Annotated in this window: 19 protein-coding genes and 1 pseudogene; 9 read left to right on the top strand and 11 right to left on the bottom strand. The window is 58.1% G+C overall.

All coding sequences use genetic code 11. From position 1 onward, the window contains the following. The first annotated feature begins 80 nt into the window (after positions 1-80). The 4 genes from frc to ACE2AA_RS16910 all read left to right on the top strand — a co-directional run bounded on the left by frc (position 81) and on the right by ACE2AA_RS16910 (position 5115). The gene (frc, locus tag ACE2AA_RS16925) at positions 81-1391 is read left to right on the top strand and encodes a formyl-CoA transferase (RefSeq protein WP_395372503.1); all 1311 of its coding nucleotides are present in this window, start codon (positions 81-83) and stop codon (positions 1389-1391) included. Positions 1392-1483: 92 nt separating this feature from the next. Further along, positions 1484-3217 (top strand): oxalyl-CoA decarboxylase, encoded by a 1734-nt coding sequence (oxc, locus tag ACE2AA_RS16920; RefSeq protein ID WP_395372501.1) that lies wholly within the window; start codon positions 1484-1486, stop codon positions 3215-3217. 9 nt (positions 3218-3226) lie between these two features. Further along, positions 3227-4399 (top strand): CoA:oxalate CoA-transferase, encoded by a 1173-nt coding sequence (yfdE, locus tag ACE2AA_RS16915; RefSeq protein WP_395372499.1) that lies wholly within the window; start codon positions 3227-3229, stop codon positions 4397-4399. Further along, positions 4396-5115 (top strand): YoaK family protein, encoded by a 720-nt coding sequence (locus tag ACE2AA_RS16910; RefSeq protein ID WP_395372498.1) that lies wholly within the window; start codon positions 4396-4398, stop codon positions 5113-5115. Before yfdE ends, ACE2AA_RS16910 begins: the two co-directional genes overlap by 4 nt. 286 nt (positions 5116-5401) lie before the next feature. Here ACE2AA_RS16910 and ACE2AA_RS16905 read toward each other — a convergent pair whose 3' ends face one another. Both ACE2AA_RS16905 and ACE2AA_RS16900 read right to left on the bottom strand, forming a co-directional pair. Then, positions 5402-5983, bottom strand: coding sequence for a cytochrome b (locus ACE2AA_RS16905; protein WP_395372496.1), 582 nt, complete (start codon positions 5981-5983; stop codon positions 5402-5404). Beyond that, entirely contained in the window at positions 5980-7068 is a 1089-nt protein-coding gene (locus ACE2AA_RS16900) for a catalase family peroxidase (RefSeq protein ID WP_395372494.1), read from the bottom strand. The genes ACE2AA_RS16905 and ACE2AA_RS16900 overlap by 4 nt, the downstream gene beginning before the upstream one ends. A gap of 133 nt (positions 7069-7201) precedes the next feature. Between ACE2AA_RS16900 and ACE2AA_RS16895 the strand changes: the two genes are divergently transcribed. The 3 genes and pseudogenes from ACE2AA_RS16895 to ACE2AA_RS16885 all read left to right on the top strand — a co-directional run. Continuing rightward, positions 7202-7959, top strand: a protein-coding gene (locus ACE2AA_RS16895) for an IS5 family transposase (RefSeq protein WP_395372544.1) whose coding sequence is annotated in 2 segments (ribosomal slippage) — positions 7202-7523 and positions 7523-7959 — 759 coding nt in all. Because the reading frame shifts where the segments join, the coding sequence is not laid out codon by codon here. A gap of 138 nt (positions 7960-8097) precedes the next feature. Beyond that, positions 8098-8493: an ester cyclase gene (locus ACE2AA_RS16890; RefSeq protein WP_395372493.1), complete on the top strand. Its 396-nt coding sequence runs from the start codon at positions 8098-8100 to the stop codon at positions 8491-8493. A 596-nt stretch (positions 8494-9089) separates the two neighbouring features. Beyond that, positions 9090-9272: pseudogene (locus tag ACE2AA_RS16885) on the top strand (AcrB/AcrD/AcrF family protein); the annotation flags it as partial. A gap of 306 nt (positions 9273-9578) precedes the next feature. Here the strand turns inward: ACE2AA_RS16885 and ACE2AA_RS16880 are convergent. From ACE2AA_RS16880 to ACE2AA_RS16855, 6 genes are all read right to left on the bottom strand, one after another. Further along, positions 9579-10765, bottom strand: a protein-coding gene (locus ACE2AA_RS16880; RefSeq protein WP_395372345.1) for an IS3 family transposase whose coding sequence is annotated in 2 segments (ribosomal slippage) — positions 9579-10495 and positions 10495-10765 — 1188 coding nt in all. Because the reading frame shifts where the segments join, the coding sequence is not laid out codon by codon here. A gap of 332 nt (positions 10766-11097) precedes the next feature. Beyond that, positions 11098-12114, bottom strand: a complete 1017-nt coding sequence (locus tag ACE2AA_RS16875) for an IS110 family transposase (protein ID WP_395370563.1) — start codon at positions 12112-12114, stop codon at positions 11098-11100. A gap of 203 nt (positions 12115-12317) precedes the next feature. Beyond that, positions 12318-14081: a hypothetical protein gene (locus ACE2AA_RS16870; protein ID WP_395372492.1), complete on the bottom strand. Its 1764-nt coding sequence runs from the start codon at positions 14079-14081 to the stop codon at positions 12318-12320. 324 nt (positions 14082-14405) lie between these two features. Further along, the gene (locus tag ACE2AA_RS16865; RefSeq protein ID WP_395372490.1) at positions 14406-15179 is read right to left on the bottom strand and encodes a segregation and condensation protein A; all 774 of its coding nucleotides are present in this window, start codon (positions 15177-15179) and stop codon (positions 14406-14408) included. Continuing rightward, positions 15169-16506, bottom strand: a complete 1338-nt coding sequence (locus tag ACE2AA_RS16860) for a transposase (RefSeq protein ID WP_395372488.1) — start codon at positions 16504-16506, stop codon at positions 15169-15171. The genes ACE2AA_RS16865 and ACE2AA_RS16860 overlap by 11 nt, the downstream gene beginning before the upstream one ends. A 412-nt stretch (positions 16507-16918) precedes the next feature. Continuing rightward, the gene (locus tag ACE2AA_RS16855; RefSeq protein ID WP_395372487.1) at positions 16919-17206 is read right to left on the bottom strand and encodes a hypothetical protein; all 288 of its coding nucleotides are present in this window, start codon (positions 17204-17206) and stop codon (positions 16919-16921) included. On the opposite strand from ACE2AA_RS16855, the gene ACE2AA_RS16850 reads away from it, so the two are divergent. Both ACE2AA_RS16850 and ACE2AA_RS16845 read left to right on the top strand, forming a co-directional pair. Beyond that, positions 17192-18385 (top strand): tyrosine-type recombinase/integrase, encoded by a 1194-nt coding sequence (locus tag ACE2AA_RS16850; protein WP_395372485.1) that lies wholly within the window; start codon positions 17192-17194, stop codon positions 18383-18385. The two genes, ACE2AA_RS16855 and ACE2AA_RS16850, sit on opposite strands and share 15 nt — an antisense overlap. A gap of 86 nt (positions 18386-18471) precedes the next feature. Continuing rightward, complete coding sequence (locus ACE2AA_RS16845; RefSeq protein WP_395372484.1) at positions 18472-19398, top strand: ketopantoate reductase family protein; 927 nt, start codon at positions 18472-18474, stop codon at positions 19396-19398. Positions 19399-19660: 262 nt separating this feature from the next. On the opposite strand, the gene ACE2AA_RS16840 is transcribed toward ACE2AA_RS16845, so the two are convergent. The 3 genes from ACE2AA_RS16840 to ACE2AA_RS16830 all read right to left on the bottom strand — a co-directional run bounded on the left by ACE2AA_RS16840 (position 19661) and on the right by ACE2AA_RS16830 (position 26555). Further along, positions 19661-20941 (bottom strand): XRE family transcriptional regulator, encoded by a 1281-nt coding sequence (locus tag ACE2AA_RS16840; protein WP_193713793.1) that lies wholly within the window; start codon positions 20939-20941, stop codon positions 19661-19663. 149 nt (positions 20942-21090) lie between these two features. Continuing rightward, positions 21091-21633, bottom strand: coding sequence for a hypothetical protein (locus ACE2AA_RS16835; RefSeq protein ID WP_227744516.1), 543 nt, complete (start codon positions 21631-21633; stop codon positions 21091-21093). Between the two features lie 515 nt (positions 21634-22148). Next, positions 22149-26555: a hypothetical protein gene (locus tag ACE2AA_RS16830; protein WP_395372482.1), complete on the bottom strand. Its 4407-nt coding sequence runs from the start codon at positions 26553-26555 to the stop codon at positions 22149-22151. Between the last annotated feature and the right edge of the window lie 226 nt (positions 26556-26781).

The raw sequence follows: 26781 nt of genomic DNA, 5'->3' as shown, positions 1-26781 counted from the left end.
TTCTGCATGCATCGAAAGTGCCGCCAGCAAAACTGCTAGTCGCTGCTCAACGTGCCCAGTTGGCATAAAGGGTGAAAACCATGGTTACGACGTCATCGAACTTAAAGCCCCTTGACGGAATCAAAGTAATTGATTTTGGAGGGGTACAGTCAGTTCCATCAGCTGCGCAGTTGTTAGCGTGGTACGGAGCAGACGTTATCAAGATTGAGCGTGTCGGTGTCGGCGACATCACGCGCCGTCAGTTGCGTGACATTCCTGACGTAGACGCGCTGTATTTCACAATGCTTAATTGTAACAAGCGCTCCATCGAACTGAATACCAAGACCCCCGAAGGTAAAGCGGTGTTCGAAAAATGCCTTCAGTGGGCAGATATTCTGCTGGAAAATTTCCGGCCTGGTGCCATGGAGCGAATGGGTTTTTCGTGGGAATACCTCCAGAAACTTAACCCGCGCCTGATCTACGGAACCGTTAAAGGATTCGGAGATAATTCTCCCTGGGCAGCGGTCAGCGCCTATGAAAATGTCGCTCAGTGTGCCGGTGGGGCGGCATCCACAACGGGATATTGGAACGGCGCCCCGCATGTTGATGCCCAAGCATCCGGTAACAACAACGGTCCTCTTGTTAGCGCTGCAGCGCTGGGCGACAGCAATACCGGCAACCACTTGCTAATCGGCGTTTTGGCCGCGCTTTTTGGCCGAGAGCGAACCGGGAAAGGCCAGAAGATCAGCGTCTCGATGCAGGATGCTGTGCTTAATCTTTGTCGCGTGAAGCTGCGTGATCAGCAAAGGTTAGAGCGTGTCGGGTATCTCGAAGAATACCCGCAATATCCGGACGGCAAGTTCGGGAATACGGTACCTCGCGGCGGTAACGCGGGCGGCGGCGGCCAGCCTGGCTGGATTCTCAAATGCAAGGGATGGGAGACGGACGAGAACGCGTATATCTACTGTACTGTGCAGGAGCAGGACTGGGGACCGACGTGCGAAGCAATTGGCAAGCCAGAATGGGCTACAGATCCGAACTACAGCACGGCGAAGGCGCGTGAGCCTCATATGTTCGAGATATTCGCCGCAATTGAAAATGTCATCGCTGATAAGACAAAATATGAAGCGGTAGCGCATCTTGCTCAATATCGCATACCGTGTTCGCCCGTACTTTCCATGAAGGAAATAGCCGAAGCTCCCGATTTGCGCGAATCTGGCACCATTGTCGAAGTACAGCAGCCTCAGCGTGGATCGTTTTTGACGATCAACCCAATCAAATTCAGCGGGTTTACGCCTGACATTAAGCCCGCACCACTACTGGGCGAACATACTGATGAGGTTCTTGCAGAACTCGGCTACAGCGCTGATGATATTAAAGATCTCAGGGCAAAAAAAATCACTTGTGCCTAACGGATCTACTGTAGTCCGCGACCGCATCAGAAAACCATAGTTCCTCGCCTGGTCTCATCATGATGCGACCAGGCGAGGGCGGAGAAAGATATATGACCGACCAGACGGCGCCCGGTGCGCTCACCGACGGTTTTCATCTCGTAATCGAAGCCCTCAAGCTGAACGGGATTACCACGATGTTTGGTGTTGTGGGGATTCCAATAACCGATCTTGCGCGCCTTAGTCAGGCCGAGGGCATGCGGTTTATCAGCTTTCGACACGAGCAGCCCTCGGGCTATGCTGCGGCGATCGCAGGCTATTTGACGAAGCAGCCTGGTGTTTGCCTGACGACCTCTGCTCCGGGATTCCTTAACGGGCTGGCAGCCTTGGCGAACGCCAACACCAATGGCTTCCCGATGATCCTCATTAGCGGTTCGAGTAATAGAGCCATCGTTGACCTCCAGCAGGGGGATTACGAAGAGCTCGATCAGATGAATGCGGCCAAGCCTTTCGCGAAAGCCGCTTACCGCGTAGATCGACCTGAGGACATTGGCACTGGAGTTGCGCGCGCCATCCGCACGGCGTTGTCTGGCCGTCCTGGAGGCGTCTATCTTGACCTTCCTGCCGCTGTGCTCAGTTCCACAGTTGACGCTCAGGTAGGCAGCGCGTCTCTGGTTAAGGTCGTTCACGCTGCGGCTCCTCAGCGCCCAACGATAGAGGCAGTTGAACGGGCCGCTACCTTGTTGGCGCAGGCGAAGCGTCCGCTCATCCTCCTCGGAAAAGGTGCTGCGTATGCTCAGGCTGACACACCCATCCGGGATCTAGTCGAAAAGACCGGCATTCCGTTTCTACCGATGTCAATGGCAAAGGGCCTGCTGCCGGACGGACACCATTCGTCAGCCGCATCGGCGAGGTCGCTTGCACTCAGTCAGGCCGATGTAGTGCTGCTTATCGGTGCTCGGCTCAACTGGATGCTTGCTCATGGCAAGCCGCCACAATGGTCTCCTACCGTGCAATTTATCCAGATAGAAGCCAATCCGAGCGAGTTTGACAGCAATCGTCCTATTGCTGCCCCTCTGCCTGGGGATATCGGCGAGGCCGTGATCGCTCTCAATGCGGCTCTGGCGGAAAAAGGAGTCAAGGCCGATCCTGCATGGCTCGCGGTATTGGATGCAAAGCGCCAGCAGAATGTCGCAAAAATGGCCTCACGATTGTCAAAAGTCACCGATCCCATGAATTTCTTCACCGCGCTAAACGCAATCAAGGGTGTACTTGAGGGACGTGATTATTACCTCGTCAACGAGGGCGCCAATACGCTGGACGTGACCCGTAACGTCATTGATATGCATCTGCCCCGTCGGCGTCTCGACCCAGGCAGTTGGGGAACGATGGGCGTTGGCCTCGGATACGCAATTGGAGCGGCCGTAACAACGGGCAAGCCCATCGTCGCAATTGAAGGCGACAGCGCTTTTGGGTTCAGCGGAATGGAGGTAGAAACGATCTGCCGCTACAAGCTGCCGGTCGTCGTGATCATCTTCAACAATGGTGGCATCTATCGGGGCGATGACGTGAACCGGGGTGTCGGAACAGATCCTGGTGTCACGCGTCTGGATCCATCAGCCCACTACGAAATGATTATAGAGGCGTTTGGGGGAACTGGATATAATGCAAAAAATCCCGACGAACTAAAGCAAGTTTTAGAGGCTGCGCTGACTGCTGGCACGCCGGCCATAATCAATTGCGTCATCGACCCCCATGCCGGTACGGAAAGCGGGCATTTAAGCAAGCTTAATCCGCAGAGCGCCGTCACTACCGGCAATGTTTCCCCAAACGTAATCACGAAATGAGCTGGTGTGATGACCGATGCTCCCACGATCAGCAATCCCAAAGGACCTTTCGACGGATTGCTTGTAATTGATCTTACCCATGTTTTAAACGGTCCTTTCGGGACCACTATCCTGACGGATCTCGGTGCTCGTACCATTAAGATAGAACCACCAGGACATGGTGACGACACGCGATCCTATGGTCCGTATCTCGACGACCAATCTCTCTATTTCTCTTTCGTCAATCGCGGCAAAGAGAGCATTGTACTGAACCTTAAGGAAGACACCGACCGAGCTATCTTCCTCCGGATGGTCCGGAAGGCCGATGTTCTTGCGGAAAACTTCCGGCCTGGCGTGATGGATCGCCTTGGCTTCTCCTATGAAGAACTGAAGAAGGTCAATCCCCGTCTGATCTACGCGTCATCATCCGGTTTTGGTCAGACTGGGCCGCTCGCGCGTTATCCCGCCTACGACACAATTGTGCAGGCAATGAGTGGGATGATGATGGCAACCGGTTTTCCAGATGGTCCGCCAACTCGCGTCGGCGGCACATCGCTGTCTGATCTCTGCGGCGGAGTCTTCATGTTCTGCGGCATCGCCAGCGCACTCTATGCTCGAGAGCGTACGGGGCAGGGAGCGCACATTGACGTCTCGATGTTTGATGGTACGCTCGCTTTCCTTCAGCATGCGTTGATGTGCTGGTCCGCCACAGGAAAATCTCCTCCGAGAATTGGAAACCGCCACCCCTATATGGCACCTTTCGACGTGTTTCAGGCGCAGGACAAGCCTTTTGTCATCTGTTGCGGCAACGATTCTCTTTTCCAGGCTCTGTGCACAGTCATTGGAGCGCCAGAATTAGCCGAGGATCCTCGATTTATCGAGAACGATAACCGGATGGCGAATAATGATGCCCTTAAGGAAGCACTGGAAAAGGTACTTTCCACACAGCCAGCTGATCATTGGCTGGATGTGATCCATAAGGGCGGAGTACCAGTTGGTCCATTGCTAGATATCGCCGAGGCTGCAGCGCTTCCTCAGACGACAGCACGGAACATGTTGATCAACGCAGGGGGCATCATGATGCCCGGCAATCCGGTTAAAATCAGCGGCTACGAGGACCCGCATGAACGTGGGCCCGCGCCTCGCCTGGACGAACATGGGGCTGCCTTGCGCATGGAATTCTCTGCGGCCGAGGCGAAATGACGGTCGCGTCGACAACGCAGTCTCCAGAATGTGGCCGTCCGTCACCTCCATTGCCTGTCTTGCTTCGCCGCGTGGTTGGACTGACGTTTGTTGTCTCATTCGTAGAGGTAACGGTTTATATGGATGTCGGAAGAATTTATCCGGGCATCATGACGGGAAATACGGTAGAGTTCGGTCGGTCTGTTGCCCTACATCACTGGTCGAACGCTGTGCTCACGGGAAGTGCGATCGGATCATTCTTCTGCGGCTGCATGTGTGCAAGCCTCATCCGTCGATACATGAAGTGGCCATGCTGGGAACTCCTGCTAATGGCAATGGTCCTACTTATCGTAACCTTCGTGCGCCTCTCTCCGACGCTGCAGAACCTCCTAGAATTGCCACTGGTCGCCTTGGCCATAGGCATGCAAGGAGAAACATTGACCCGTTTTGGCGGCGTATCCCTGCAAACACTTGTCGTCACGAACAACATGGTTAAATTCGCGGATGGATTTATCGGCCGTTATATAGCTGTATGGCTCGATCGGAAGCGGTTTGAGCGAACACGACCGACGCCCAAAGAAGTTTTTCTTCCAGGTGCCGCGTGGCTTTGCTATTTTATTTCCTCAATGCTTGGGGCTATTATTGAACAGATTTCACGTTTCGGACTTTTTCTCCCTATAGTGGTTTTGTTTCTAACTGTTTACGACCTGCGCCATTCGAGATACGCCTTTAACTGAGAAGATGCGCGAGTACTCAGCCCGTTTTACTTTACGGCGGAATCCCACGCCGACATCATAAGAAAATAATCAAAAGGTCTCGGGACTGCGAGGTTATATGACGCTGTTCATATCGCCATAAATAGGCAAAAGGTCTGCTTTGGCAATCTGCCGTCCCGTTTTCGGCTTTAGTAAACGCAAAATGGGAAGCGGGCAGTCCGCTAACATATGCAGTACGTAATCGAGCACGCTCGTTTATACCTTTTTCTTATTGAAATCTGCGAATGACCAGGAGTGACCGTGGCGGCTAACGTCCAGACATTCGGTCAGAGTCCAGGGCACCATCGCACCTACTTTTACGGGTCAGCATACTTTGTAGGACTCCGTCGCGCAGGATCAGCCGATGAAATAGCGCGGCGCTGATGTGAAGCAGCACAAGTCCGAACAGAAGGAAAGCCAGCACTGTGTGCGTCGCGCGGAGCCGTGCCCAAAGGACTGGATTGTGCGGCAGGATCGGCGGCAGAAGCATAGACTGTCCCCATAACGGAATAGGGTAGCCGCCGGCAGATAGCATACCCCAACCAACAAGCGGCATGGCGATCATCAGCGCATATAGCGAAATATGCGATGCATTGGCCGCAAATCTCATCGTGGAAGGAAGTTCTGCCGACAGCAAGGGAGGCGGGGAGCATAAGCGATTGGCCAGACGCACAACCGCGAGCAAAAGGATCGCGATGCCCAATGGGCGATGCAGCGTCATCAGGCGGTGATATTCAGGTCCGACGGTTGATGCCATAAATACACCGACGAACAGCATTCCAAGGATCATTATGGCCATCATCCAGTGCAGGATGCGTGACAGCAGGGAAAATGACGTCATGTTGCTCATGATTTTTTCTCTTCAACTCCAGTTGGGAGAGCCGTCATGGCGGGAGTGATGGCCGGAACACCTGGCTTTTCGCCGGAACGCAAGGCAAATGACCGCATGTAGGCTGCCGACCTAGCCTGAAGGATTGGATCACCAGACGGCGCTACGCCTACTGGCAAAACCAGAGGATCAAATGTGATGCCGGTACAGGAACCACCTTCCTCACTTTCGATGGTCATGAGAGTCAGGGTGCCCGCGTCGATCTGCCGGTCGCCTTCTGCCCAGTTCTGACTCGGGTCGTCAATAGCGTCCTGGCTGCCTGCGACCGTCACCATCAATCGCCATTGAAGAGGATGAACATGAATGTCATCGATCAATTGACGGAAAAGGTAATCGGGAGCGTCTGGATGGCTGTCGGCTGACGCAACAGGCTGCACAGGCACCATGGTCCAGCGTACGGCTGTCTTCGTGCCGTTCTCCGCCACGAACAAGAAACTGTCGAGACTGCGATAGCTATCATCGGCAAAACCCGACGTGAGGGGACGACGCCTGACCTGCTCGATCGCCCTCTGCGCCTGCAGACGACTCGCACCAAATGCCTTCATCCGTAGGGGATCTGGCTTTCCGGTCACAGGATCTGGGCGCGACGCGAGCTGGAGGTCACGAAATTCCTGCGCGCTCCGGACGGGAAAAACGGGGATGTCGTTAAGGCCCATGCGCCATTCCTGGCCGTTGGGCAACATGAAGCGCAGCGCCATACTCCGAACTTTTGCCGGCGCATCGGACTGAAAAGGCATGCCGCCGGCGAGTGCAAAGCGTCCGATCACAGGAACACGATCCCGGTTCAGAACGGATGCAGCAGAGAGAGGGGTGGCGTTGCCATTGCCTTCGAACCAGCCCGCCACGCAAATGCCTTTAGCATGGTTGCGACGAAATCCTGGATGCACGCCATCTACCTCACGCAGCGCGTTCAGCAGACTGGTCTGTGTCAGACGATGAGGCGTCAGCCAGCCGCCTGCCCACAGAAATGCCAGTGCAAGCGTGACCGGCGCAGCAACAACGCCGAGCCAGCGCATGCCTGCGGCGGGTAGCGTGACAGGCTTCATTCCCAATGTACCCCTCCTTTGAAAGCGTCTGTCGTGGATACGCACGGGCGCGCGGATCTATTCCCTTTCTTAGGCTCAGGACCCATTGATTTTTGTAGGGAATTTTGATTCAGGCTCTACAAGGAGACTGAAGATGAGCGACCTGTTTTGGCTGACGGACGATCAGATGGAACGCCTGCGACCGTTTTTTCCCAAGAGCCACGGCAAACCTCGTGTTGATGACCGCCGCGTGCTGAGCGGCATCATTTTCGTGAACCGCAATGGTCTGCGCTGGCGGGATGCGCCCCGGGAATACGGCCCACACAAGACGCTCTACAACCGTTGGAAACGTTGGGGCGACATGGGCATTTTCATGCGGATGATGGATGGCCTGTCTGCCGAAAAAGCAGAGCCTCAGACCATTATGATTGATGCGACCTATCTCAAAGCACATCGCACGGCTTCAAGCCTGCGGTTAAAAAAGGGGATCCAGGGCGTCTGATCGGACGGACAAAAGGTGGCATGAATACGAAGCTGCATGCGGTCACGGATCAGAACGGACGACCGCTGAGCTTCTTCATGACGGCGGGACAGGTCAGTGATTACACCGGTGCCGCTGCTCTGCTGGACAGCCTTCCTATGGCACAGTGGATGCTGGCGGACCGGGGTTATGATGCTGACTGGTTCCGGGATGCCTTGGAGGAAAAAGGGATCAGGCCCTGCATTCCAGGACGGAGATCCCGCGGAAAGCCAGTCAAATACGACAAGCGAAAATACAAAAGACGCAACCGCATCGAGATTATGTTCGGAAGGCTCAAGGACTGGCGGCGGATCGCAACCCGCTATGACAGATGCCCCACCGTCTTCTTCTCCGCCATCTGTCTCGCCGCAACCGTCATCTTCTGGCTATGAGTCCTGAGCCTAGGGCGTAGAAAGGGTCTACAGATGAATCGAAGAAATCTTTTGGCTGGTTTGTCCTTCGCTGGCCTCATAGTTCAGTCGGGCAACCTTCCATCGGCCAACGCACAGGAACCGCCTTATGGACAGAAAATGATCGAACAGTTCGCGGCCACGCTGTCGGCACACGACATTCATGCCTTCGCAAGATTATTTTCCTCGAACTACGTTAACCACCAATTGAGCGCCGCTGCGGCTCCCCGTCCTGACGTTACGCCCAAGGACGCCAGCGTCGCTTTTTTTGCCGCACGCCTAAAGGGGCTGCCGGACTTGAAGGTGACAATCGAGGCAAGCGTAGTGAGCCGCGATATGGCAGCCGCAAGCTTCGTTTATGAGGGCACACAAACCGGTGTTTATTTCGGCGTGGCGCCAACAGGTCGACGATTGCGCTTCACATCATGTGACATTTTTCGCGTGGCCGACGGCATGATCGTAGAGCACTGGGGTATGGGCGACATCGCAGGGGTGATGACCCAACTTAAGGCTTAGCGGCGAAGCAGCCGTCCCCATCGTCCGCGGGGCTGCGTATATTCCCGCCTTACAACCCGACAATTCTGACAACGTCGTCAACCCGTGAGACTTGCCTTTCTGCTTGTTATCGGACGGATACAGGACGTGGATCTGGATCGTCTGACACCCCAATTCAGGTCTTGCCGACGCATGGGAGTGGGGATGCGACATACGTCCTTGGATGCATGCCAGACCACGGCGTGGCACGCGCTCATTGTTGTGCCAGAACATTCGGGCCAATGCAAGAATAACGACGAAACAGACGTTGAAAGACCGCCAGCGCAATCCAGGCGAGCTGAGTTTTCCAAAAGCCGCCGTAACAACAGGTAAGGCGTTTTCCGGTTCTGTCATAGAGGACTGTTGAGTTAAGGTGATAACCAACCAAGAGCAAGCAGAACTACATGCGTAAACGCCCGCTCCTCAACTCCGAACATCTTTGTATATGCCCTAGCGAAAAGTGCTGTAAAGAATGGTCGACATCCACGAAGGCGCGTAAGCCACAAGGCTATAGACACCGCTGTGCACCGACGGTGCCCAGGTTATCCACTGTGAAAAGGATGCGGATCGAGGAAGGTGCTGTACTGGACACATCCCACGCCGCCAAGGAAACGACAGTGCAGCGCGGTCGGCCTGTCATCCTTACATCACTCGCCGCCGTGCCTGCGTTCGTCCCGTTATAGGAATCGGTATTCTGGGGATCGATGGCATTCATGCTTATCGGCGGAACAATAGCCGGGACAATTTGGTTCCTGCTGTAGCTGCCCGCCCTATACACCATCTGGTACCGCGCGCCTCACTACAGCAACTCCCTTAGTTATCCCTCTCATCTGAGAAAATTTAGTGGCATCAACCCCTGAGTATCTGCAGGTCCTTCAGGTAAGACGGCAACGAGATCAGACATGGGTTCTCGGCCGGGACACTGCCGGTCGCTCCAACGACCCAAAAGAGGGAAATGCGGGAATGGCGATAGTGTCCAGTCACCATCGATTGAGCTACGGCGTGCTTGAGGTGGTCCCGTCCGTTCGGACAGTTTTGCGGGCTTGATAAGCTATACCCGGTTGTTGTTATGCCGCCCTTCTGACGGCGTTGCTGTTGGCCATCTGGTCCGGGGTTAACCCCGGACCAGATGGCGTCGGCACGTCATGATACGCCTCATCGGGCGTTCGTCCAGCCAGCGCCGTATGCGGACGCCTTTCGTTATAATGGGCGATCCATCTGCCAAGCCCGGCCCTCAGCTCTGATCCGGTCTCGAACGCGTACAGGTAGACGCATTCGTATTTCAGCGACCGCCACAGACGCTCGATGAACACGTTGTCCAGCCAGCGACCGCGCCCATCCATGCTGATGCGGATCTGACGCTCTTCCAGTATCCCGCTGAAACGGGGTGTCGTAAATTGCGACCCCTGGTCAGTATTGAAAATGTCCGGGGCGCCATAGCGCATGAGGGCATCCTGTAGCGCCTCGATACAGAACTCCACGTCCATCGTGTTCGACAGACGCCAGGACAGGACCTTGCGCGTGAACCAGTCCATGATCGCCACGAGATAGAGAAATCCCCGTTTCATGGGAATATATGTGATATCGGAACACCAGACCTGGTCAGGCCGATTGATGACCAGATCCCGTAGCAGATATGGATATTTCCGATGCTCCGGATGGGGCACGGTCGTGCGCGGCTTCTGGTAGATCGCCCGCAGGCCCATGATCGCCATGAGCCGCCGGACCCGCTTGCGGCCCACTTCATGTCCCTGGCGGCGCAGATGCCATGTCATCTGCCGTGAGCCATAATACGGCGTTTCCAGGAACTGGGCGTCGATCAGCCGCATCAGCTCCAGATTGGCTTCGCTCTGTGGCACAGGCCGATAGTAGACGCCCGACCGGTTGAGTTGCAGCAGCGTGCATTGCCGGATTATCGGCAGGCATGCTCTCTTCGGGTCAATCATCTGCCGCCTCTGATCACGCCCAACCGAGCAGAGGCATCCCGCAAAAAATCCCGTTCCACCAGCAACTGGCCGATCTTGGCGTGCAGTTTCTCTACATCAGCAAGGCTGACTGAAGGTTCCGTTACTGACTTACCAGAAAAAAGGCTTGCCATGCCCTCGATCGCCTGCCGTTTCCATTGGGCGATCATCGTCTGATGCACGCCATGTTTCGAAGCCAGTTCCGCCAGCGTCAGTTCCCCACGGATCGCCTCCAGCGCAACCCGTGACTTGAACTCTGCCGCATACCGTTTCCGCGTAACCTTGCCCATAAAACCCGTCCTCGTTCAGGCCAGATGATAGCTTATCGCCCTGTCCGAAAAATGGGGACCATGTGTGGACGGCCCTGACGATGCAAGTGGAAAGTATGATTTTGGTGGTCGGGTGCAGCCATGTGTCCGGCCTGTTTGCGCAGCCCGGGGGCTGCTGGCCCTGATGAAGTCCGCGGATTGGATCCCTGATCACCTCTGCGCGCTTTTTCTGCGCTTGGTCCCGTCGGGTTTATCCTCTCCCCGGCCTGACCGGTTCGCCATCATATCTCACCACTCCGCACATTCACCTTCGTCGCTTTTGGTGTTCGACGAGGGCGAATCTCTGAATTCTTTCAGGCGCTCCTGGCGCTGTATACATTGCCCGTTGTGAGGAGTGCCCAGACAATCCTGGCAGTCTTGTTGGCGAGAGCGACAGATACGACACGCGCCGCCTTCTTCTCGAGCAACTTTGCGGCCCATTGACGACTGGCGTTTTCCTTGCGTGCAAGACGGATCACCGCCGTGGCGCCCAGCACGAGCAGGCGTCTGAGATAGCTATCCCCCTGTTTGCTGATGCCAACCTGTCGTTCCTTGCCACCACTGCTGTGACTTTTGGGCGTCAGACCAAGCCACGCAGCGAATTGACGGCCTGACCGGAAAGTCGAGGCATCCGGAACGGCCGCGACGATCGCGCTGGCAGTGATCGGGCCGATACCGGGAATGCCAGCCAACCGACGGCTGACACTGCTTGCCCGATGTTCCGCGACGATCTGCTTCTCGATATCGTCGATGTGTTGCTCAAGAGCCCGCAGATGCGCGACAATTTCCTGAAACAGTTTCCGAGCGGGCTCGGGCAACATCTCCTGCTCCGCATGCAGCAATGTAATCATCTGGTTCAGGCCCGCGACGCCAGCTGCCGATATAATACCGAACTCGGCAAGGTGCCCCCGCAGGGCATTGACCTGCATGGTTCTTTGACGCACCAGCAAATCCCTCGTCTTGTGCTGAAGCAACGCTGCCTGCTGAGCCGGTGATTTGACTGGCACGAAGCGCATCGTCGGGCGGGTCACCGCCTCGCAGATCGCCTCGGCGTCAGCGGCATCAGTTTTACCCCGCTTGACATAGGGCTTCACATAGACCGGCGGCATCATCCTGACCGTATGTCCGAAAGCCGCAATCGAGCGCGCCCAGTAATGCGACGTGCCACACGCTTCCATACCGACCAGGCATGGCGGGAGTGTTTCAAAAAACCGGAGAACTTCACCGCGCCGTAAGCGACGGCGTACGAGAATGTTCCCAAGACTATCGATCCCATGCACCTGAAAAACATTCTTGGCCAGGTCGAGGCCAATCGTCGAAATCGTTCCCATAGGTGGCTCCATGCGTTGTAGACGGTGACGATTTCATCCTCGCACATTTCGTGCGGGGGCCGTCCACAACATCACCTCTTATCCAGGACATTCTGGCGCTGAGTGAGCGCCGAGCATAATCTATCTCGCCATCGCAATCATCCAATCACGATAAATCCCCGCAAGCCTTAAGTCGGCGATGCTTATACACTGTAAATGACGAATCACTGGAGAGCGAACCCCAGCACAGTCATGGAATTCTGAGCCGAAAGGGGCTTCTTGAGGAGTTCCGCTGCTTTTTTTGATCGGAACTCCTCGTCCAATAAGATAGCCTCGAAGAGGCGATCCAATCCTAACTCATATGGTCGCGTCACATCGGCTGTGAAAAGGACCTCGAACACGGTCACGAGATATTCGTTCAAGTTTAGGATCAAGGTGCCAACGTTTGGCGAGGGATCAGCGCGGTGGACGATCCTATTGCGTTCCCGGTAGATTCTGCGGAGCTGCCACCCAACCCGCTGGACGTGAGCGTCCACTACTCGTTGTAGGTCCCGGACATTCTTTGATGCATTGTAAAGTGCGAAGCCGCGCTGTGTTGTAAGCGGACTTTTTGCTACTAGAGCACCTAGTTCTATCGACAAGGATTCGTCCTTCGGAAAACAGAGTAGCGCAACAAACCGCGACAGGTTTTCCGTATAATCTGATGCCTTGTTGAGTAGCTTGAAGAACGGTTCTCGGCCCATCGCCAGATGTTCGATAAAGGACCATCTGAATAGATTGCGGAGATAGAGATTACGCTGACACGCGAGCGAATAACGTACAACTGTGTCGATGCGTCCTTCACTATTGGACGCTGGCAGCAACCCCTCCAGCGCTGACCATAGCGTTACCAACTGCGTTGCGCGGCTCTCGGAATGGAAGGCGTTTGCATAGCTCAGCAGTGCGTTTTTGAGCCGGTTGGCATCAGGTGAAGGAAGCTGGTCCTCAAGAACTGCACGTTTCGCTTTGCCCACGACCTGAAACTGGTATGAAGCAGAGTCACGATAGCGTTTTCTAAGTTGCTCATCACGTGCCCGGACAAGATATCCTCTTTTGTTTGTCGGACTGGTTACGACAGCCTCGTCGTGCCAAGCGAGGTCGACGTCGGCGCGTGCGGTGTAGGCGACTGCGCGCACGAGCGCCATCTTCGCTTCAGCTTGTTCAACCGCACCGAACTCATCAAGCGCTCTGATGCTATGAAACAAAACAATTTTCTTGGGGTCTTCATTTGTTGATTTAAAGGCTGCGATATCCCTCGTGATCAAAGGCAGCCTACCATTGTAATCTACGAAATCGCGATCACTCGCGGCTGCCGCAAGTTGTTCCGTCACGGACATGTAGATATCGAATTCAATCGGCCGACTTGAGAACAACGCGAAGAAGGCCTGAAGCTCGCGAACCGGCTTGCTGACCAGTTCGCGATTAAAAAATCGTAAGTAGATAACGCGGGAGATGTGCCGTGGAGTGTAGCCTGTGTTTTGGAGATATGAGCAAAATGCACCCGTGAGGATCGCCATCTTCTCTTTCTGGGTCGGCCGCCCAGAAATCAATTTCTGGATCTCATCTCTACAGCGCTTGAGATAAGAGTGCTCAATCTGGTGAAAGAAACGAGCGACCGCACCAACCTTTATATCTTGGGCAACGCTGAACTTTAGCGCGAACGCCAGCTTACACCATGGCTCAGAAAAATGGGCGATCACTGTAGGATCGCCACTCCCCGTTGCGTGGAGTTCATCCAGAATCGTGCTGATCAAACCCTCGCGAAGAGACGACGCTTGGGTCTCATCCCATGTTCGCTGTACTTCCATGCAGAGATGGTATGTATTCATCGCGGGAGCACGATGGCTGTCACGAGTGAAGTCCCACACCATATCGTCGAGCATTTGGCAAAAATATAAAAGGGACTGATACTCGGGCTTCGCCGCCCACTTTTTGTCAGGAACTCTCATTCTAAAATTGATACCTTACCTTCAATGCTTATTGAGATCTGATAGCCGCTGTTTTCGATGAAGAAAACAAAACACTACTGACCACTGGATATGCAGTCGGAAACAAATAGATTTTCGTGCTACAAGCCAACGCTGTACGAACCGTCGTTCTCCGATTTTCTTGTGCAAGAACGGACATTCCGTTCTCCCCCAATAGCCGTTATCCCGACATGGCCATCATCTCGGAAGTGTACGCGTGACCCCGACTGCGGCCCTCTCCCCTACGCGAAAGCAGATCTAATGGCGAGATCCCGACCATTCCAGAGCCTCTACAACCACGATGCATTATGCTATGGGAAACTTAATCATATCAATCGACGCATCTCCCTGGCGCACCAATTCCAGCCCAGCCACAAATGTCGCAGCTACAGCCGTTCGACGACCAATGGTTCCCTCAGGCTCGGTAGACGCCATCGTGGGAACACAGTCCCATATGCTCCGAAAGGTTCCGTTCCTTATTTTTTCACGCATAAGGACCAATGCATCGGTCACACGCCAGTAGGAAGGCACATCAACCCGATAGATCGGGACGGACGTCTCGACCTGTGCCAATTCCCGTTCCAGCATACTGAGACAAGCTTCCATCAGACTGAAATACGTCCCCTGCCTGCCACAAACGGCGCTCTCCACGTCGCCCCTGCCCCGCGCAAAAACCGACGCCCCAAGCTGTGGCTTCGCTTCCAGCCAGTCCGTTGCCGCGCGCATCTGCAACAGTTCCTCAATCTGGTTTACCGTCCGGCGTGCCTCGCTCTCGGCAACCTGCTTTTCCGCCTGCGTGGCAAACAGCAGCCGCGAGCGCAGGAATACCAGCCGGGCGATCCAGATCACCCAGTCCGCGCGCTGCATGAGTGGCGTGGTCTGGGCCAGCCGCTCCGCCTCATCCACAAACTGGGCCGCTAGGTCCGCAATGGACAAGATGCCCAGATCCAGGCGCTGCCGTTCCGCCAGATCCAGCAGCAGGTCCAGCGGCCCGTCAAACCCCTCGACATGGAACTCGGGCACCACCGGGCGCGGCAGCCGACGCGGTGGGTCACCCCAGTCTTCCTCGTCAGGCAGCATTGGCGGTCTTCCCGGCATCAGCGCGCGCATATTGCGGCCGGATGTCGAAAACCAGCTCCGGCCAGTCCGTCCGCACCCGCTCCAGCGCCTGCCATGGCGTCCACTCCGCCGACCAGAAGCTGTAGACCAGCCGGCCACTGCGGCGGGCGCGCTGATCGCGCACGGCTTCGACCTCGACCCGGCGCAACGGCAGCAACGTGCCCCACTGCGCCTGCAGCCAGGCTGCCGCCACGCGGGAGTCCGCTCCTGCTTCCAGAATGGCCCCTGGAACCGGTACCAGCCGGTGCAGGTCAAAGGCGCATGACGGCGTGCCTGCTGCTTGGTGCTGCAGGGCGATCCGATGCAGGCGCTCGGATGCCTGGCGCAGCAGCCGGGCCAGCGTCACCGCCTGCGCCCCCGTCCCTGCCATCGGCGCCAGCAGGCGCGCCTGTTCGTAGTCGAAATCCACCTGCCAGGGAATGATCCCCGGGCCTTGGGCCGCCACCCGGAACCGGGCCACTTCGTCTACCGGACCGCTCACCGTCAGCATTGTCCGGATCCAGTCCGGGGTTGGTCTCAGTGTGCGTCGGCGCGCTGGCATCCGGACTGAGGACTCTGGCGGATATCTGGATTTTGTCCGCCGCGTCCGGTGGGCCGGGTGGTCTGGACGTCCCAGTGCCCGGTCTAGCACGAACCGGAACCCCGGCACCGACAGCGGATCCCCGACCGTGCCGTGCGCATCGATCCTCCGGAACGCTGCCCCCCAGCGCAGTTGCGCGGCATCGCGCCAGACGGCCCAGGATCGCACCGGACAGACGGCCGGATCCCGGCGTCGCCGCAACCGGCGCAACTGGTGGCGCCCCGACCGGGGCCGCAGCAGGGCAACGGTCATCCCGTCTGTCGTGTCGGTGATGTCCTCAACGGTCAGCCGGGCCAGCGCTTCAGCGCCGATGTCCAGCGCGGCCGTCAGCAACAGCAAGGCCCGGTCGCGCAGGCCGGGCAGGTCGGGCCCGCAGCGTCGCGCGGCAGCTAGTAGAGAAGCCGCATCGACCCCGGCCCCGGTCCGGCGCACCCGTGTGGCGGGCAGGGCGACATCAAGCCCCTCGCCATTGGCGGCACACCAGGCCGTCAGCGCCGCGCGATCCACCACCAGGCTCTGCCGCGGCCGTCCGGCCTTCGCCCGGGCCTCCAGCCACGCTGCCACCGCGACAGGGCCGACCGGAAAGCCGCTATCGACGGCCTGGGTCCCGACGAAACCACGCCAGGAGGCCGCATAGGCCCGTGCCGTGGCCGGCGACAGGCCGGTCGGCGGCCGCGCCGCCTGCAGCAATCGGCCGGTCTCAGCCATTCTGATTAGATCCCCGGTTTTCCGCCCCGAACGCCCTACGGGCCGATCCCGAACAGGCTTTCGAAGAGGACAGCCTGCCCATCCTCAGCGGGAAACCGCGCCGCCTGACCCCGACCATATTAAGGCGTTTGCGCTTCATATAATACGTCGTATCATGTTAACGGGTTTTGGAGAACGGAAAAGCGCCCAATTGATCCGGAAAGGCGCGGTTTTCCAGACTTTCTGCCTCCTTCCCTCTCCGCCGGGCAAACTCCGACCGATCAAAAGTTTACTTCCGATAAGTTATCTTGTCGGAAGTAGGTGAAAAATTCCAAAATGCCTGCTAAAATCCGAAAATGCGCCTGTTTCCGAGCCTTTTCGCCAAGCCTGTCTGCGTACCCCTTCCCTGCTGCCCAGGTGACGGCCAGGGATCCTACGCGCGGGCAAGCCTGCCATGCTGAGCGATGTCCGGATCCTCGGCTCCAGCGGGCAGGCGCAGGCCGCGCTGCATGCCCGTGTTGACCCTCTGACGCGGCAGCGTCTGGCCGAGACACAGGATCCGGCACGCTGGCGCGAAATCCTCTCGACCGCGCGGTTCACCCCGCCCCTGCCCCTGCTTCTGGCGGGCATCGAATTGCCGGACGGTAGCTATTCCCCGGATACCCCCCTCGCCCAAGGCGTGCCGTATGCGTCGGCCGCCCAACAGATGGCTCAGGACCACGTTGCGGATATCCCGTCAGGGTTCGAACTGGCCGTCGGTCTGGAAATCGATGATGGCGTGCCCAGCTTCCTGGCCTGGTTCCGGCCGCTCCAGTCCGTAGGCTCCCGTTCCGAGACGGTAGACGCAGCGCCCCCTGCGCCCGTCGGCCAGCCAGCTGCTGCCGTCGCGCAATGGTTTTCTGTCGTCTCGGCACAGCCCGTACCCGAACATGATGGCCGCCTGGCTACGGCCCGTCAGGCCGCCGATGCCTATATGCACCGCAGCAAGGCCGAGAACACGCTGCGCACCTATCGCGCTGCCGTCCGATCCTGGTGCCGCTGGGCTGCCAGCCACGCCCTGCCCGCCCTGCCGGCCCGCGGCGAGGATGTTGCCGCCTATCTGGCCGACATGGCGCTGCAGGGCCGCAGGACCAGCACCATCGACCTGCATCGGGCCGCCCTACGCTACCTGCACCACCTGGCGCAGATTGCCGTACCCACCGCCCACCCGATGGTCACCGCAACGCTCGCCGGCATCCGGCGGGAGGTAAAGGAGACCCTGCCCCGCCAGAAAACCGCGCTCACCTGGGACAGGCTGGTCCGGGTCGTCGAGACCATCAGTTCCCACGATCTGGTCGGTGCGCGGGATCGGGCCATTCTTCTGCTCGGTTTTGCCGGTGCGTTCCGACGCTCCGAACTTGCCGCACTGAAGGTGGACGACATCACGGTGGACGAGGATGGCATGCAGATCCGGCTGGGCCGGTCCAAGGGGGATCCCCAGCGCAAGGGCGCGCTGATCGGCATTCCGAGGGGCCTGACCCGGAACTGCCCGGTTCTGGCATACGAGACCTGGCTCCGGCAGGCCGGGATCACGGAAGGTCCGGTCTTCCGGCGCATCTGGTCCGCACGGGGCCGCAGGGCTGGCGCCACTCTCGTCGGAACCCCGCCCAGGATCGGGCCGCACGCCCTGTCGGACCGGGCCGTCACGGACATCATCCGCAAACGCTGCGGCGACACCCACCTTGAGGGGGACTTTGGCGGACACAGCCTGCGCCGCGGGGCCATCACCACGGGCGCAAAGGACGGGTATGGTCTCCTGGAACTGAAGCGCTTCTCGCGGCACAAAAGCCTTCAGGTCGTCGAGACCTATATCGACGAAGCCAGCATCAAGGCCCGGCACCCGGGAAGATCGAGATTCTGAGCCTGTCTTGACCCCTGCCTCCAGAGCGCTTCAACTCGCCTTCAACCGCGACACGTCAGGGCGGATCAAAGAGAGGAAACAGCGTCATGGGTTCCAGAATTCTTGTTGTCGGCGCCGGCGCCGTGGGTGGGTATTTTGGCGCCCGCATGGCCAGCGCCGGGCATGACGTGACCTTTCTGGTGCGCGAAAGGCGCCTGCAGCAGCTCCGTGCCGAGGGCCTGTGCCTGATCAGTTCCGTTGGCAACGTCACCATCGCCCCCCGGATGGTGACGGCCGGTGGGATTGAGGGTCCCTACGACATCATCCTGCTCAGCGTAAAAGCCTATTCCCTGACGGCGGCAATGAACGATTTTGCGCCTGCAGTGGGACCGCAGACACGGATTGTCCCGCTTCTCAACGGCATGCAGCATCTTGATATTCTGGCAGACCGCTTTGGTCCTGCCGCAGTCATGGGAGGCACGTGCTTTATCGTCAGCAAGCTTGATGCGCAGGGGCGCATAGTCCAGGCGGGTTCCCTCCCCCGGCTTTCCGTGGGGGAACGAGAAGGTCGTGATACGCCAGCGGCGCGCAGTATTGCGGAAACCCTGTCAGGCCCCGGATTTGAAACCGTGTGTTCCACCCACATCCTGCAGGACATGTGGGACAAATGGGTTCTGCTCGCTGCCCTGGGCAGCATCTGCTGCCTGATGCGCGGAACCGTGGAGGATGTCGCCAGCCAGCCAGCAGGTCAGGATTTTGCACAGGCGGTGATCCATGAATGTGCGTCAACGGCCGCTGCCGCCGGTTATCCCCTGCGGGGTGCCACCCTGAAGAGCACGACCAGTCTCCTGACGAAAACGGACTCCACCCTGACGTCCTCCATGTTCCGGGATCTGCTGCAGGATGCGCCTGTGGAGGCGCAGCAGATTATTGGTGACCTGGTCAGGCGGGCACGCGTCCATCAGGTCCCTACGCCTCTCCTGGATCTCACGGATCTGAATCTCCGCGTGTATGAACAGCAAAGGCATGCGTGAAAACGCCTAGGGAAGACACGAAGCACCGCAGACATATCCGCTTCGGAGATCATGCCCGCCTTGTTCGACGATAATTCTCCCTGCATGAAGAACTGGAATGGAACGTCCGACTTGGGGGAAAGCAGCATGTCCGGTTCAGGTCTACGAGGGTAGAAAAGCTGCCATTCGCACGACCGTCCTTCATGAGAGCTATACTCCCCGATGTCGTGAAGACTTTAAGGCCGACAATAGCGGCCTAAGCCCACTTCTCCCCTTGAGTGATCTAAACCACAAGATCCTGAGCAGTGAGCTCGGCAATTGTCGCCAATTGCGGAGCCAACGCTGAGGGCGCCGCCTGCAACCATGATGCTGCCGTATCGGTCGAAATCAACTCTTGGGAAGCAGCAATAGCTACCAACCCGGAGAAGCGCCCACGACGACTAATAGGAACGCTGGCGACGGGGAAATAGTCCGCCGTCCAGTTCTCGTTTGTTACCCAATAATCACCAGGTGGTGGAAGCTCGTTAGATGTGACATGCCGTGTATCGACCTCGGCACCCCAGTTGCGCGAGACATTTGCGATGTGATACTTCGCGGCCGTTGCGCCAACGCCGAAGCGTTTCATGAGCTCGATTACCTGATCCGTCGGACTTTCACCGCGTTTGATGATTTCGATTACAGCCTGACACGGTGCCAGAAAGGAAATGGCGAAAGCATTAGCACGCGCTTCCACTTCGTCGCCGCCTCCGGCCTCGGCTGTACGCAAGTCATCGTAATTGTCGACATGAAGGTGGCGCAGGCGAGATGGCGGATCCCAGAGCAAATGGCCAAGCTCGTGACACAGGGTCATCCGCCTAACCCAGACATTCTGGTTGTCGCCTTCAGTATTGACGACGATCCCTCGATCGTCACCATTAACGACCGTTGCGCCTGCGAAAGCCCTTCCCATTGTAGCCTGAATCAGTGGAATCCCCAGCTTATCAATGAGCTCGCGCACTGATGGGATTGGAGCAAGAGGATCTAGATCCAGCAGGGTGCGGGTTCGTTCTGCCAGCTCATATCCACGGCGCCACACAGGAGCATAATAGTCATCACTTGCATCAAATTGCTTGAGTACAGCCGGAACAACACCGAGCTCGACCGCGAGCAAGTTTTGCCGCGATATCGTCCATGCCGCCTCCGCAAGCTTCAGCACCAAAGTGGGTGAGAAGCGCACATGACGTCCGGCATTCCCGAGCGTCCGCAGACGGACTGCTAATTGCTGATCGGCGCTCGCATCTGCTCGGATGCCCAATTGCTCATCGTTAAGCCCAAGAGTTTGAGCAAGGATTTGCAGACGACGAATAGGCGAGATCGCTCCTGGCTGCTCAGCGCGCCTTACTTCGGCGACAGTAAGCGTGCTAGCCCGAGCCACCTGCTCTTGAGTAAGACCTAGCCTCTCGCGCTGCTCCCGTAGTGAGCGCGCAGGCTCATCAAGGCTGACACCAATGACGCTCGCACCTTCATCGACCGCCTCACGGAGTGTAGCGTAGCCAAATTGTTTTAATGCCCACCGGGCAGTCATGCGTGGTCCAGTCGCAGCAGGACGCTCGGGAGAAATTTGCGACTGACTTCTAACAAAACGACGTGAAGAACTGGCAGCCCGATCTTCTGGTGTATCGCCACACGACTCTGGACCGAACACGCTGTCAAGTTCAGCCTTCAATGGGAGATTCATTTTACCCATTGCGGCAGACGAGACCCAATACGAAAAGGCCACGCATTTTCATCGTCCCAACCATAACTCCACACCCCATAGCCCGAATTCTTAAACGCCTTAGCGACCGCAGTCATCTCTTCTTTGCTACGTGGACCATAGCGACCTGACCCCCCGTCAAGCGCAACTGCATCGTTCTCGACAAAGACAAGCTGGCCGCCACAATGTGCGGGACGACCGCCTGTGAGATTGCTATGCTTAATTTTTTTCTCTTTGAGCGTATCTGCAAAACCGCCGCACTCTAACGCATGGACAACATCTTCAGCGCGCACGACCCACAAGCGCAACCTCGGATCATCTTTCTTTAGCTGCGGCGGTTTACCCTCAGCAGCCTCAATCGTCCCGTCGCACCATTGTTCGAGTCCATCATCGCTCGTCATCTCACGAGACTCATCCTCATGACTTACAGGAGGACATTCTCTTTCCGGATAGACGCTGCGAAATCGGTCAAAGGCTTGCTTCGTTTTGCTCAAAAAGATCGTCTTTCTAATCGTATCCATCTAGCGGAAACTAAGTTACCTAGCTTCAATTGCTTCAATCCTACACTCAGGATCGAAAATGTAAACATAACTATCCGCAGGCGCTTCTGGCTAGATGACAGCTTATCCAAGCCTCACGCTTGGAAGTAGCCCTATTACAGCCATCCCCAACCCGCTCCGGGTCGGCACTTGAAATCTACGTCCGGTTTTGGAAACGTACATGTGCTTACTGGGCGACCGACATGAAGGCGATTGCTGACAGTCTGCTCAATAAGATGGAGCAGGAAGGCGGATTTGCGGCGGTGAGCAGCATGCCGGCTATTGGCAAAGCATGACCGAAAGCGGCCACTCGCAGCGTTCAAGTTCATGACGCCTACCAACCAGCATACACCGTCCGGCAATCGGATATTAGCAGTCGATATTGCCGCAAGCAGCCGTTCGGCCCGCGATTATTTCATGTCAACGAACCTGAGTTTAGCTCCTGAACAATGAGATCGACCGCCGCGGTGAATGCGCGTGCAGCGTCGGAGCGCCCATCAGGGCCTCACGGGCCCCTTCTTTCCCGCCGTCTTCCTCGACGCCAGTTTAGTCGCCTTTTCCGAGGCCTTGCGCGCCTCGCTCTTCTTCTTGACCATCTTGGTATCGACGCCACGACGGGTCAGGTCGATCCCGACGACGGCAAGATCCTCAACATTGGGATATTGGCTCGCAAGCACCGCCCAACGCTGGCGCAGCGCCGCGAGCAACGCCTCGAAACTCTCGGCGCGGTCACCACCCGGCAGATCCCAGCTATGCTTGATGCCGACATAGACGAGTAGGAAAATGCCCCGGCTCGAGCGAGCATCGCGCAGATAGTCCCCGCCAAGCTGGACCTCCATGCGCTCGAACAGATGCGGACCCGTCCAATTGTCGGCGACCTTCAGCTCGACCGGGACCGGCGCGTCGAACCCTGCGCCTCGGAACCGCAGATCGGGTCGCTTGGCATCGGCAAGCTCTTCCTCGGGCGGGATGCTGTAGCGTCCTCCGGCGTGGTCGCGCAGCCAGCCACCGATGAACTTGCGGAAGTCGGTCTCCTGGTCGGTCTGCTGCAGCATTGAGGCGATGCTCTCGTCGCCATGCTCAAGATCGTGTTTCAGCGCCTCAAGCCGCTCCACGCCGAAATACCAGAGTTCGCGATGATTGGTCGGCGTAGCGACGCGCGCGTCGTTGAATTCCTTGATCTGACCCGGATTCCACGGCGCGAAGTCGGCATCGAGAGTCGCCTTCGTCTTGGCGTGCAAGCTCATCCACGGTCGTGACTTCACCGCCGGGTGCGCGCGTGCCATTTCCATGAGCGCGAGATAGGCTTCCTTGCCCGGCACCTCGCGGATGAAGGTGAGGAGCGCATTGCGCGCATCCTGGGCGTCGTCGCGCAGGCCCGGCGAATAGACGCCGCCGCCGGATCGGTCGATATCCTCCTCCTCGCGAATATATTTCGCCATTAGGAGGTAGAGCGTCTTCATATGCTCGACGGTGCGGTAGGCGAGCCGCGCCCGGCCCTCTTGCTGGCGGCCGCCAAGCAGCGCGACGACGAAGCGTAATGCAAGGTTGGTCTGTTCGGCGGGATCGTTCAGCGCGGCGAGGCGCCCCGCGACAGCAGGGATCGCGGCGTCGGGATCGACACCGGCCCAGGTCGCGTACCAGATCGGGCTAAAGTCCGGATTATATTTCCCAGCTGCCTTGTGCGCGGCGATCTTGGCGATGTTCGCGTCAGGCACAGATGAGCCCTGCACGATCGACAGGAGATAGGCGAGATTGCGCGGATTGATGCGCTTGGCGCGCAAGGCGGGCAGCAGCGCCGGTGCGATCTGGTCGCGCGCGAATGCGCCATGCCAAGCCATGTCGTATAGGACGTAATGGCTCTCGCCGACGGCCTGCTCAACTTTGAGCTCGTGCTGGATCTCGGTCAGCAGCACGTCAGCGACCGCGTCGGGAAACGCGTCATACAGGTCCGGGAACCAGACAGGGAAGCCGTTCAGTTCGGCGAGTCCGTAGCGCGCCGCCTGCGCCGCTTCGATCGGCGTCAGCGTCTTATACCAATCCTCGGCCTCGCGCACCTCAATCGCGATCCCGATCAGGCCGAAGATGACCGTGTTGGGCGTCTGATTTGTTGACGCGCCCCGCGATCGGATTTTCGGCTTGAACTCGCGCCAGAAGCGCACCGCAGCGTCACGGAATGCAGTCGCAACAAGCTCGCCATAGGTGTCAACCAGCGAACGCCAGTTGCCATCGGTCCAGTGGTTGTGATCGTCCCGTCCCGCCGACAGCATCCGCTCCATCAGATAGGCCTGCTCCTGAGTAAGAATAGCCGGCTTGCCCGGGTCCCGAATTTGATCAACGCGCTCGGCGAGAAGCATCTTGTCGCGTTTGAGCTGTTTCTCCCGAGCGGCGACAATCCGCGCATTACGCTGTTTCCACTGAACCGCCTGCTTGCGGAATTTCGCAAGCTCACCGGCGGGTGGATGGAGAAATGATTCCAGCTTCTCGCTCAGCGCCTCGTCCTTTGCCGCCAGACGCTTCAGCCGTTCGCGCCATTTGCACGGTCGCTTGCCGATGACATAGAGATTGAAGGCGAGGGTTAGCGCGACAAGGCGATCGTCGAGCCGCGGCCGTTCCTCGATGTCGGCAGAAATCGCATCGAAGCTGTCCGGCCCGAAAGCCCAGTAGCGACCGAAGATTGAGACATACCACCAGTCGACAAGGCGCTGTTCTTGTTTGTCCTCGCGCCACGTCCGTTCCTGTTCGACCGAATGCCAGAACAGCGCATGGTTGAGCTCCGGCCACCCTTGCACGAGGTCGGGCAGATCCTTGCGCATATCTTCAAAATGGCGGCAACCATAATCGCGGACGATCGGAAGCAGCCGCAGTGCGGACAGCGTCGAGAGCGCAAGCGCCGCAGGATCACGCGCCTCGATCAGGCGCACGGCAACGCGCGCGGCCGTCGCGGCGAGCCAGCCATAGGCTTTCGATATCTCGCAATGCCGCTCCTCGACGACGGGCTCTCGGAGCAGAAGCCTGACAAGGCCGTCCATCAGCCCGCGGAGCATCGCGACCGGCAGTTCGTCGACTAGATGGCCGAGCGGATCAGACAGGGGATCGACCTCGTGTTCGTTCTTTCGCGCGGTCGCCTCGAGCGCCTGCAACAGCCACCCGATCGCCGCCTCGTCATGGGGGAGATCGGCCAGCAACTCGCCCAACCAGTCGCGCGACAGCTCCGGCCCCTCCATTAGGAAGGCATTGCGGATGTCTGCAGCATCGGCGGGCGTACCGACCGCGAACACCGCGCGGATTGCGGCGATGCGGGTATACTTGGCGTGGGACGTAAGCGCAAAGTGCTTGACCTTGGCGGCGAGGGCGTCGATGCCACCTTGATAAACCATGCGCAGCAGGAACCAGGTGATGTTGTCGTCTGCTGCATATTGGTCGAGGAGCGCCCCGATCTCCTCGGCGAGATCGGGGTTGGCGAAGCGCTGGACCGCCTGATATTCCATCATCGAGCGGCCGTGCGCGGGCTGAGCGACCTGTTCACAGGTCCGGCGCAGGATGTGACGCCGCGTGTCGAGCGGCAGCTTTGTGGGGTCCCCGCCTTCGAACAGCACCTCGGGCGCGAGCGCCACGACTCTGTCGAGGATCCGCCGATCGAATGCCGCAAGCCACGGGAGCACTGGCCGCATCGTCGGCACAATGACTTCGATGCCATATTGCTTGCGGAAAAACAGCCCCTCGATCTTCGCGCGCGAGCCCTCGTCGACCAACAGTGAATGCAGCCATTCGGCAGTCAGATATTCCCGCACCGAACGATGGTGGAACCGCTTCGTGCCATAGATGCCCGGATCGAAGATCGGCCGGGATAGCAGAATCGAGCAGTCCTGATCGTTCCAGGTGGTGAGGACGTCCTTGATCGGAAGACCTAAGGCATTCTTGTCCCCGTCGGGTACGCGTATGGTCGATTCTTGGCAGAGCGTGGTGGCTGCGGCGACGAGGCGGGCGCCTTCGCGAATACGGTCGACCGCGATCGGCCGCGCGTCGGCCCGGTCCTGATCCCGCTCCTCGAGGCGCTTCGCGATGCTGCTCGTCATCAGGTCGAACCGAGAGCCGATCCGCTGGTGATCGTTCCAGAATTCGACCGTCTCGGCGAGATCGAGCGGCCTGGTCGTGAACGACCACGCCTCGGCTCGCTCTACAGCTTTGGTGAAGGCCTTGATGTCGGCCACGCCCTTGGCGATCGCGAAAGTCTTGACCTGGGCGCCGTGCAGATCCTCGAGGGTCACGATGCGGAATGGGGCGTGCTTATTCTCGCGCTTTGCCGCTTGCTCAGCCGCGACCGCATATTCCCCTTGGGGCGCGGGCACCTCGTCGGGTGCTTTCACCGACGCATCCCACCTCACGTAGGTCCGGCATAAGATGAGGTCGGTCGCAGGGCGCCACGCCTCCGTGCGACCCGTGATGATGATATGCGTGCGCTGCAGGGCACGTTCGATCCGCCTGCCAATGCGGCGGATGGCTCGCTCGAAATCCTTGGGGGCCCGCAGACGTGCCTCATCCACGGAATCGAGGAAGAGCCAACCTTGATCGCCCGACTTGAGCCAAGCCTCGAACTCCTCCAGATCCCCTTCCTCGAAGCTCGTCTCGAAATCGTCGACGACATGCTCAATGCGCAGGAAGAAGGCCGGCTTGCCCTCGGCGCGTTGGCGACGGCAGATATGCCGGATCTCTTCCGTCTTTCCAGAACCAGCCTCGGCAAGCAGGATGACACGCGGTTCGGCCAAAAGATCCGCCCAGCGCGTCGATGCCTCTCGCGTGAAAAGCCGCACCATCTTCGCCTCATCACCATGCTCATCGGAGATGGAGAGATCACGGAAAGTACGATCCAGCTCAATAAAATTGTCAAGGTTTCCAGACATAACACGTAATATAGTCGTTACGGCCCTAATCCGCACGGGGGGATACCGCCAAAAGCACGCGCCGAAAGGCTCTACCTCGGACAATCGAAATGGATCGGCACTGGCAGCACGGCCATCGTCCCGTTCTCGCTTTCCGACACTCCCGGAAGGGTCGCTAACTGACCAGCAGGTTATGCCGTTGAAGCCGCCATACAGTGGTGCCGCCAGAAAAGGCAGATTTGTCCCA

It is taken from the genome of Komagataeibacter diospyri (assembly GCF_043995075.1).
GTDB lineage: Bacteria > Pseudomonadota > Alphaproteobacteria > Acetobacterales > Acetobacteraceae > Komagataeibacter > Komagataeibacter diospyri.
The sequence above is the reverse complement of the archived record's forward strand: the minus strand, read 5'-3'. Positions and strand labels throughout refer to the sequence as shown.

Coding starts and splice junctions, on each gene's coding strand:
- frc (WP_395372503.1), top strand. CDS start 81: ATGGTTACGACGTCATCGAACTTAAAGCCCCTTGACGGAATCAAAGTA.
- oxc (WP_395372501.1), top strand. CDS start 1,484: ATGACCGACCAGACGGCGCCCGGTGCGCTCACCGACGGTTTTCATCTC.
- yfdE (WP_395372499.1), top strand. CDS start 3,227: ATGACCGATGCTCCCACGATCAGCAATCCCAAAGGACCTTTCGACGGA.
- ACE2AA_RS16910 (WP_395372498.1), top strand. CDS start 4,396: ATGACGGTCGCGTCGACAACGCAGTCTCCAGAATGTGGCCGTCCGTCA.
- ACE2AA_RS16905 (WP_395372496.1), bottom strand. CDS start 5,983: ATGAGCAACATGACGTCATTTTCCCTGCTGTCACGCATCCTGCACTGG.
- ACE2AA_RS16900 (WP_395372494.1), bottom strand. CDS start 7,068: ATGAAGCCTGTCACGCTACCCGCCGCAGGCATGCGCTGGCTCGGCGTT.
- ACE2AA_RS16890 (WP_395372493.1), top strand. CDS start 8,098: ATGATCGAACAGTTCGCGGCCACGCTGTCGGCACACGACATTCATGCC.
- ACE2AA_RS16875 (WP_395370563.1), bottom strand. CDS start 12,114: ATGGGAACGATTTCGACGATTGGCCTCGACCTGGCCAAGAATGTTTTT.
- ACE2AA_RS16870 (WP_395372492.1), bottom strand. CDS start 14,081: ATGAGAGTTCCTGACAAAAAGTGGGCGGCGAAGCCCGAGTATCAGTCC.
- ACE2AA_RS16865 (WP_395372490.1), bottom strand. CDS start 15,179: ATGCTGCCTGACGAGGAAGACTGGGGTGACCCACCGCGTCGGCTGCCG.
- ACE2AA_RS16860 (WP_395372488.1), bottom strand. CDS start 16,506: ATGGCTGAGACCGGCCGATTGCTGCAGGCGGCGCGGCCGCCGACCGGC.
- ACE2AA_RS16850 (WP_395372485.1), top strand. CDS start 17,192: ATGGCTCAGGACCACGTTGCGGATATCCCGTCAGGGTTCGAACTGGCC.
- ACE2AA_RS16845 (WP_395372484.1), top strand. CDS start 18,472: ATGGGTTCCAGAATTCTTGTTGTCGGCGCCGGCGCCGTGGGTGGGTAT.
- ACE2AA_RS16840 (WP_193713793.1), bottom strand. CDS start 20,941: ATGACTGCCCGGTGGGCATTAAAACAATTTGGCTACGCTACACTCCGT.
- ACE2AA_RS16835 (WP_227744516.1), bottom strand. CDS start 21,633: ATGGATACGATTAGAAAGACGATCTTTTTGAGCAAAACGAAGCAAGCC.
- ACE2AA_RS16830 (WP_395372482.1), bottom strand. CDS start 26,555: ATGTCTGGAAACCTTGACAATTTTATTGAGCTGGATCGTACTTTCCGT.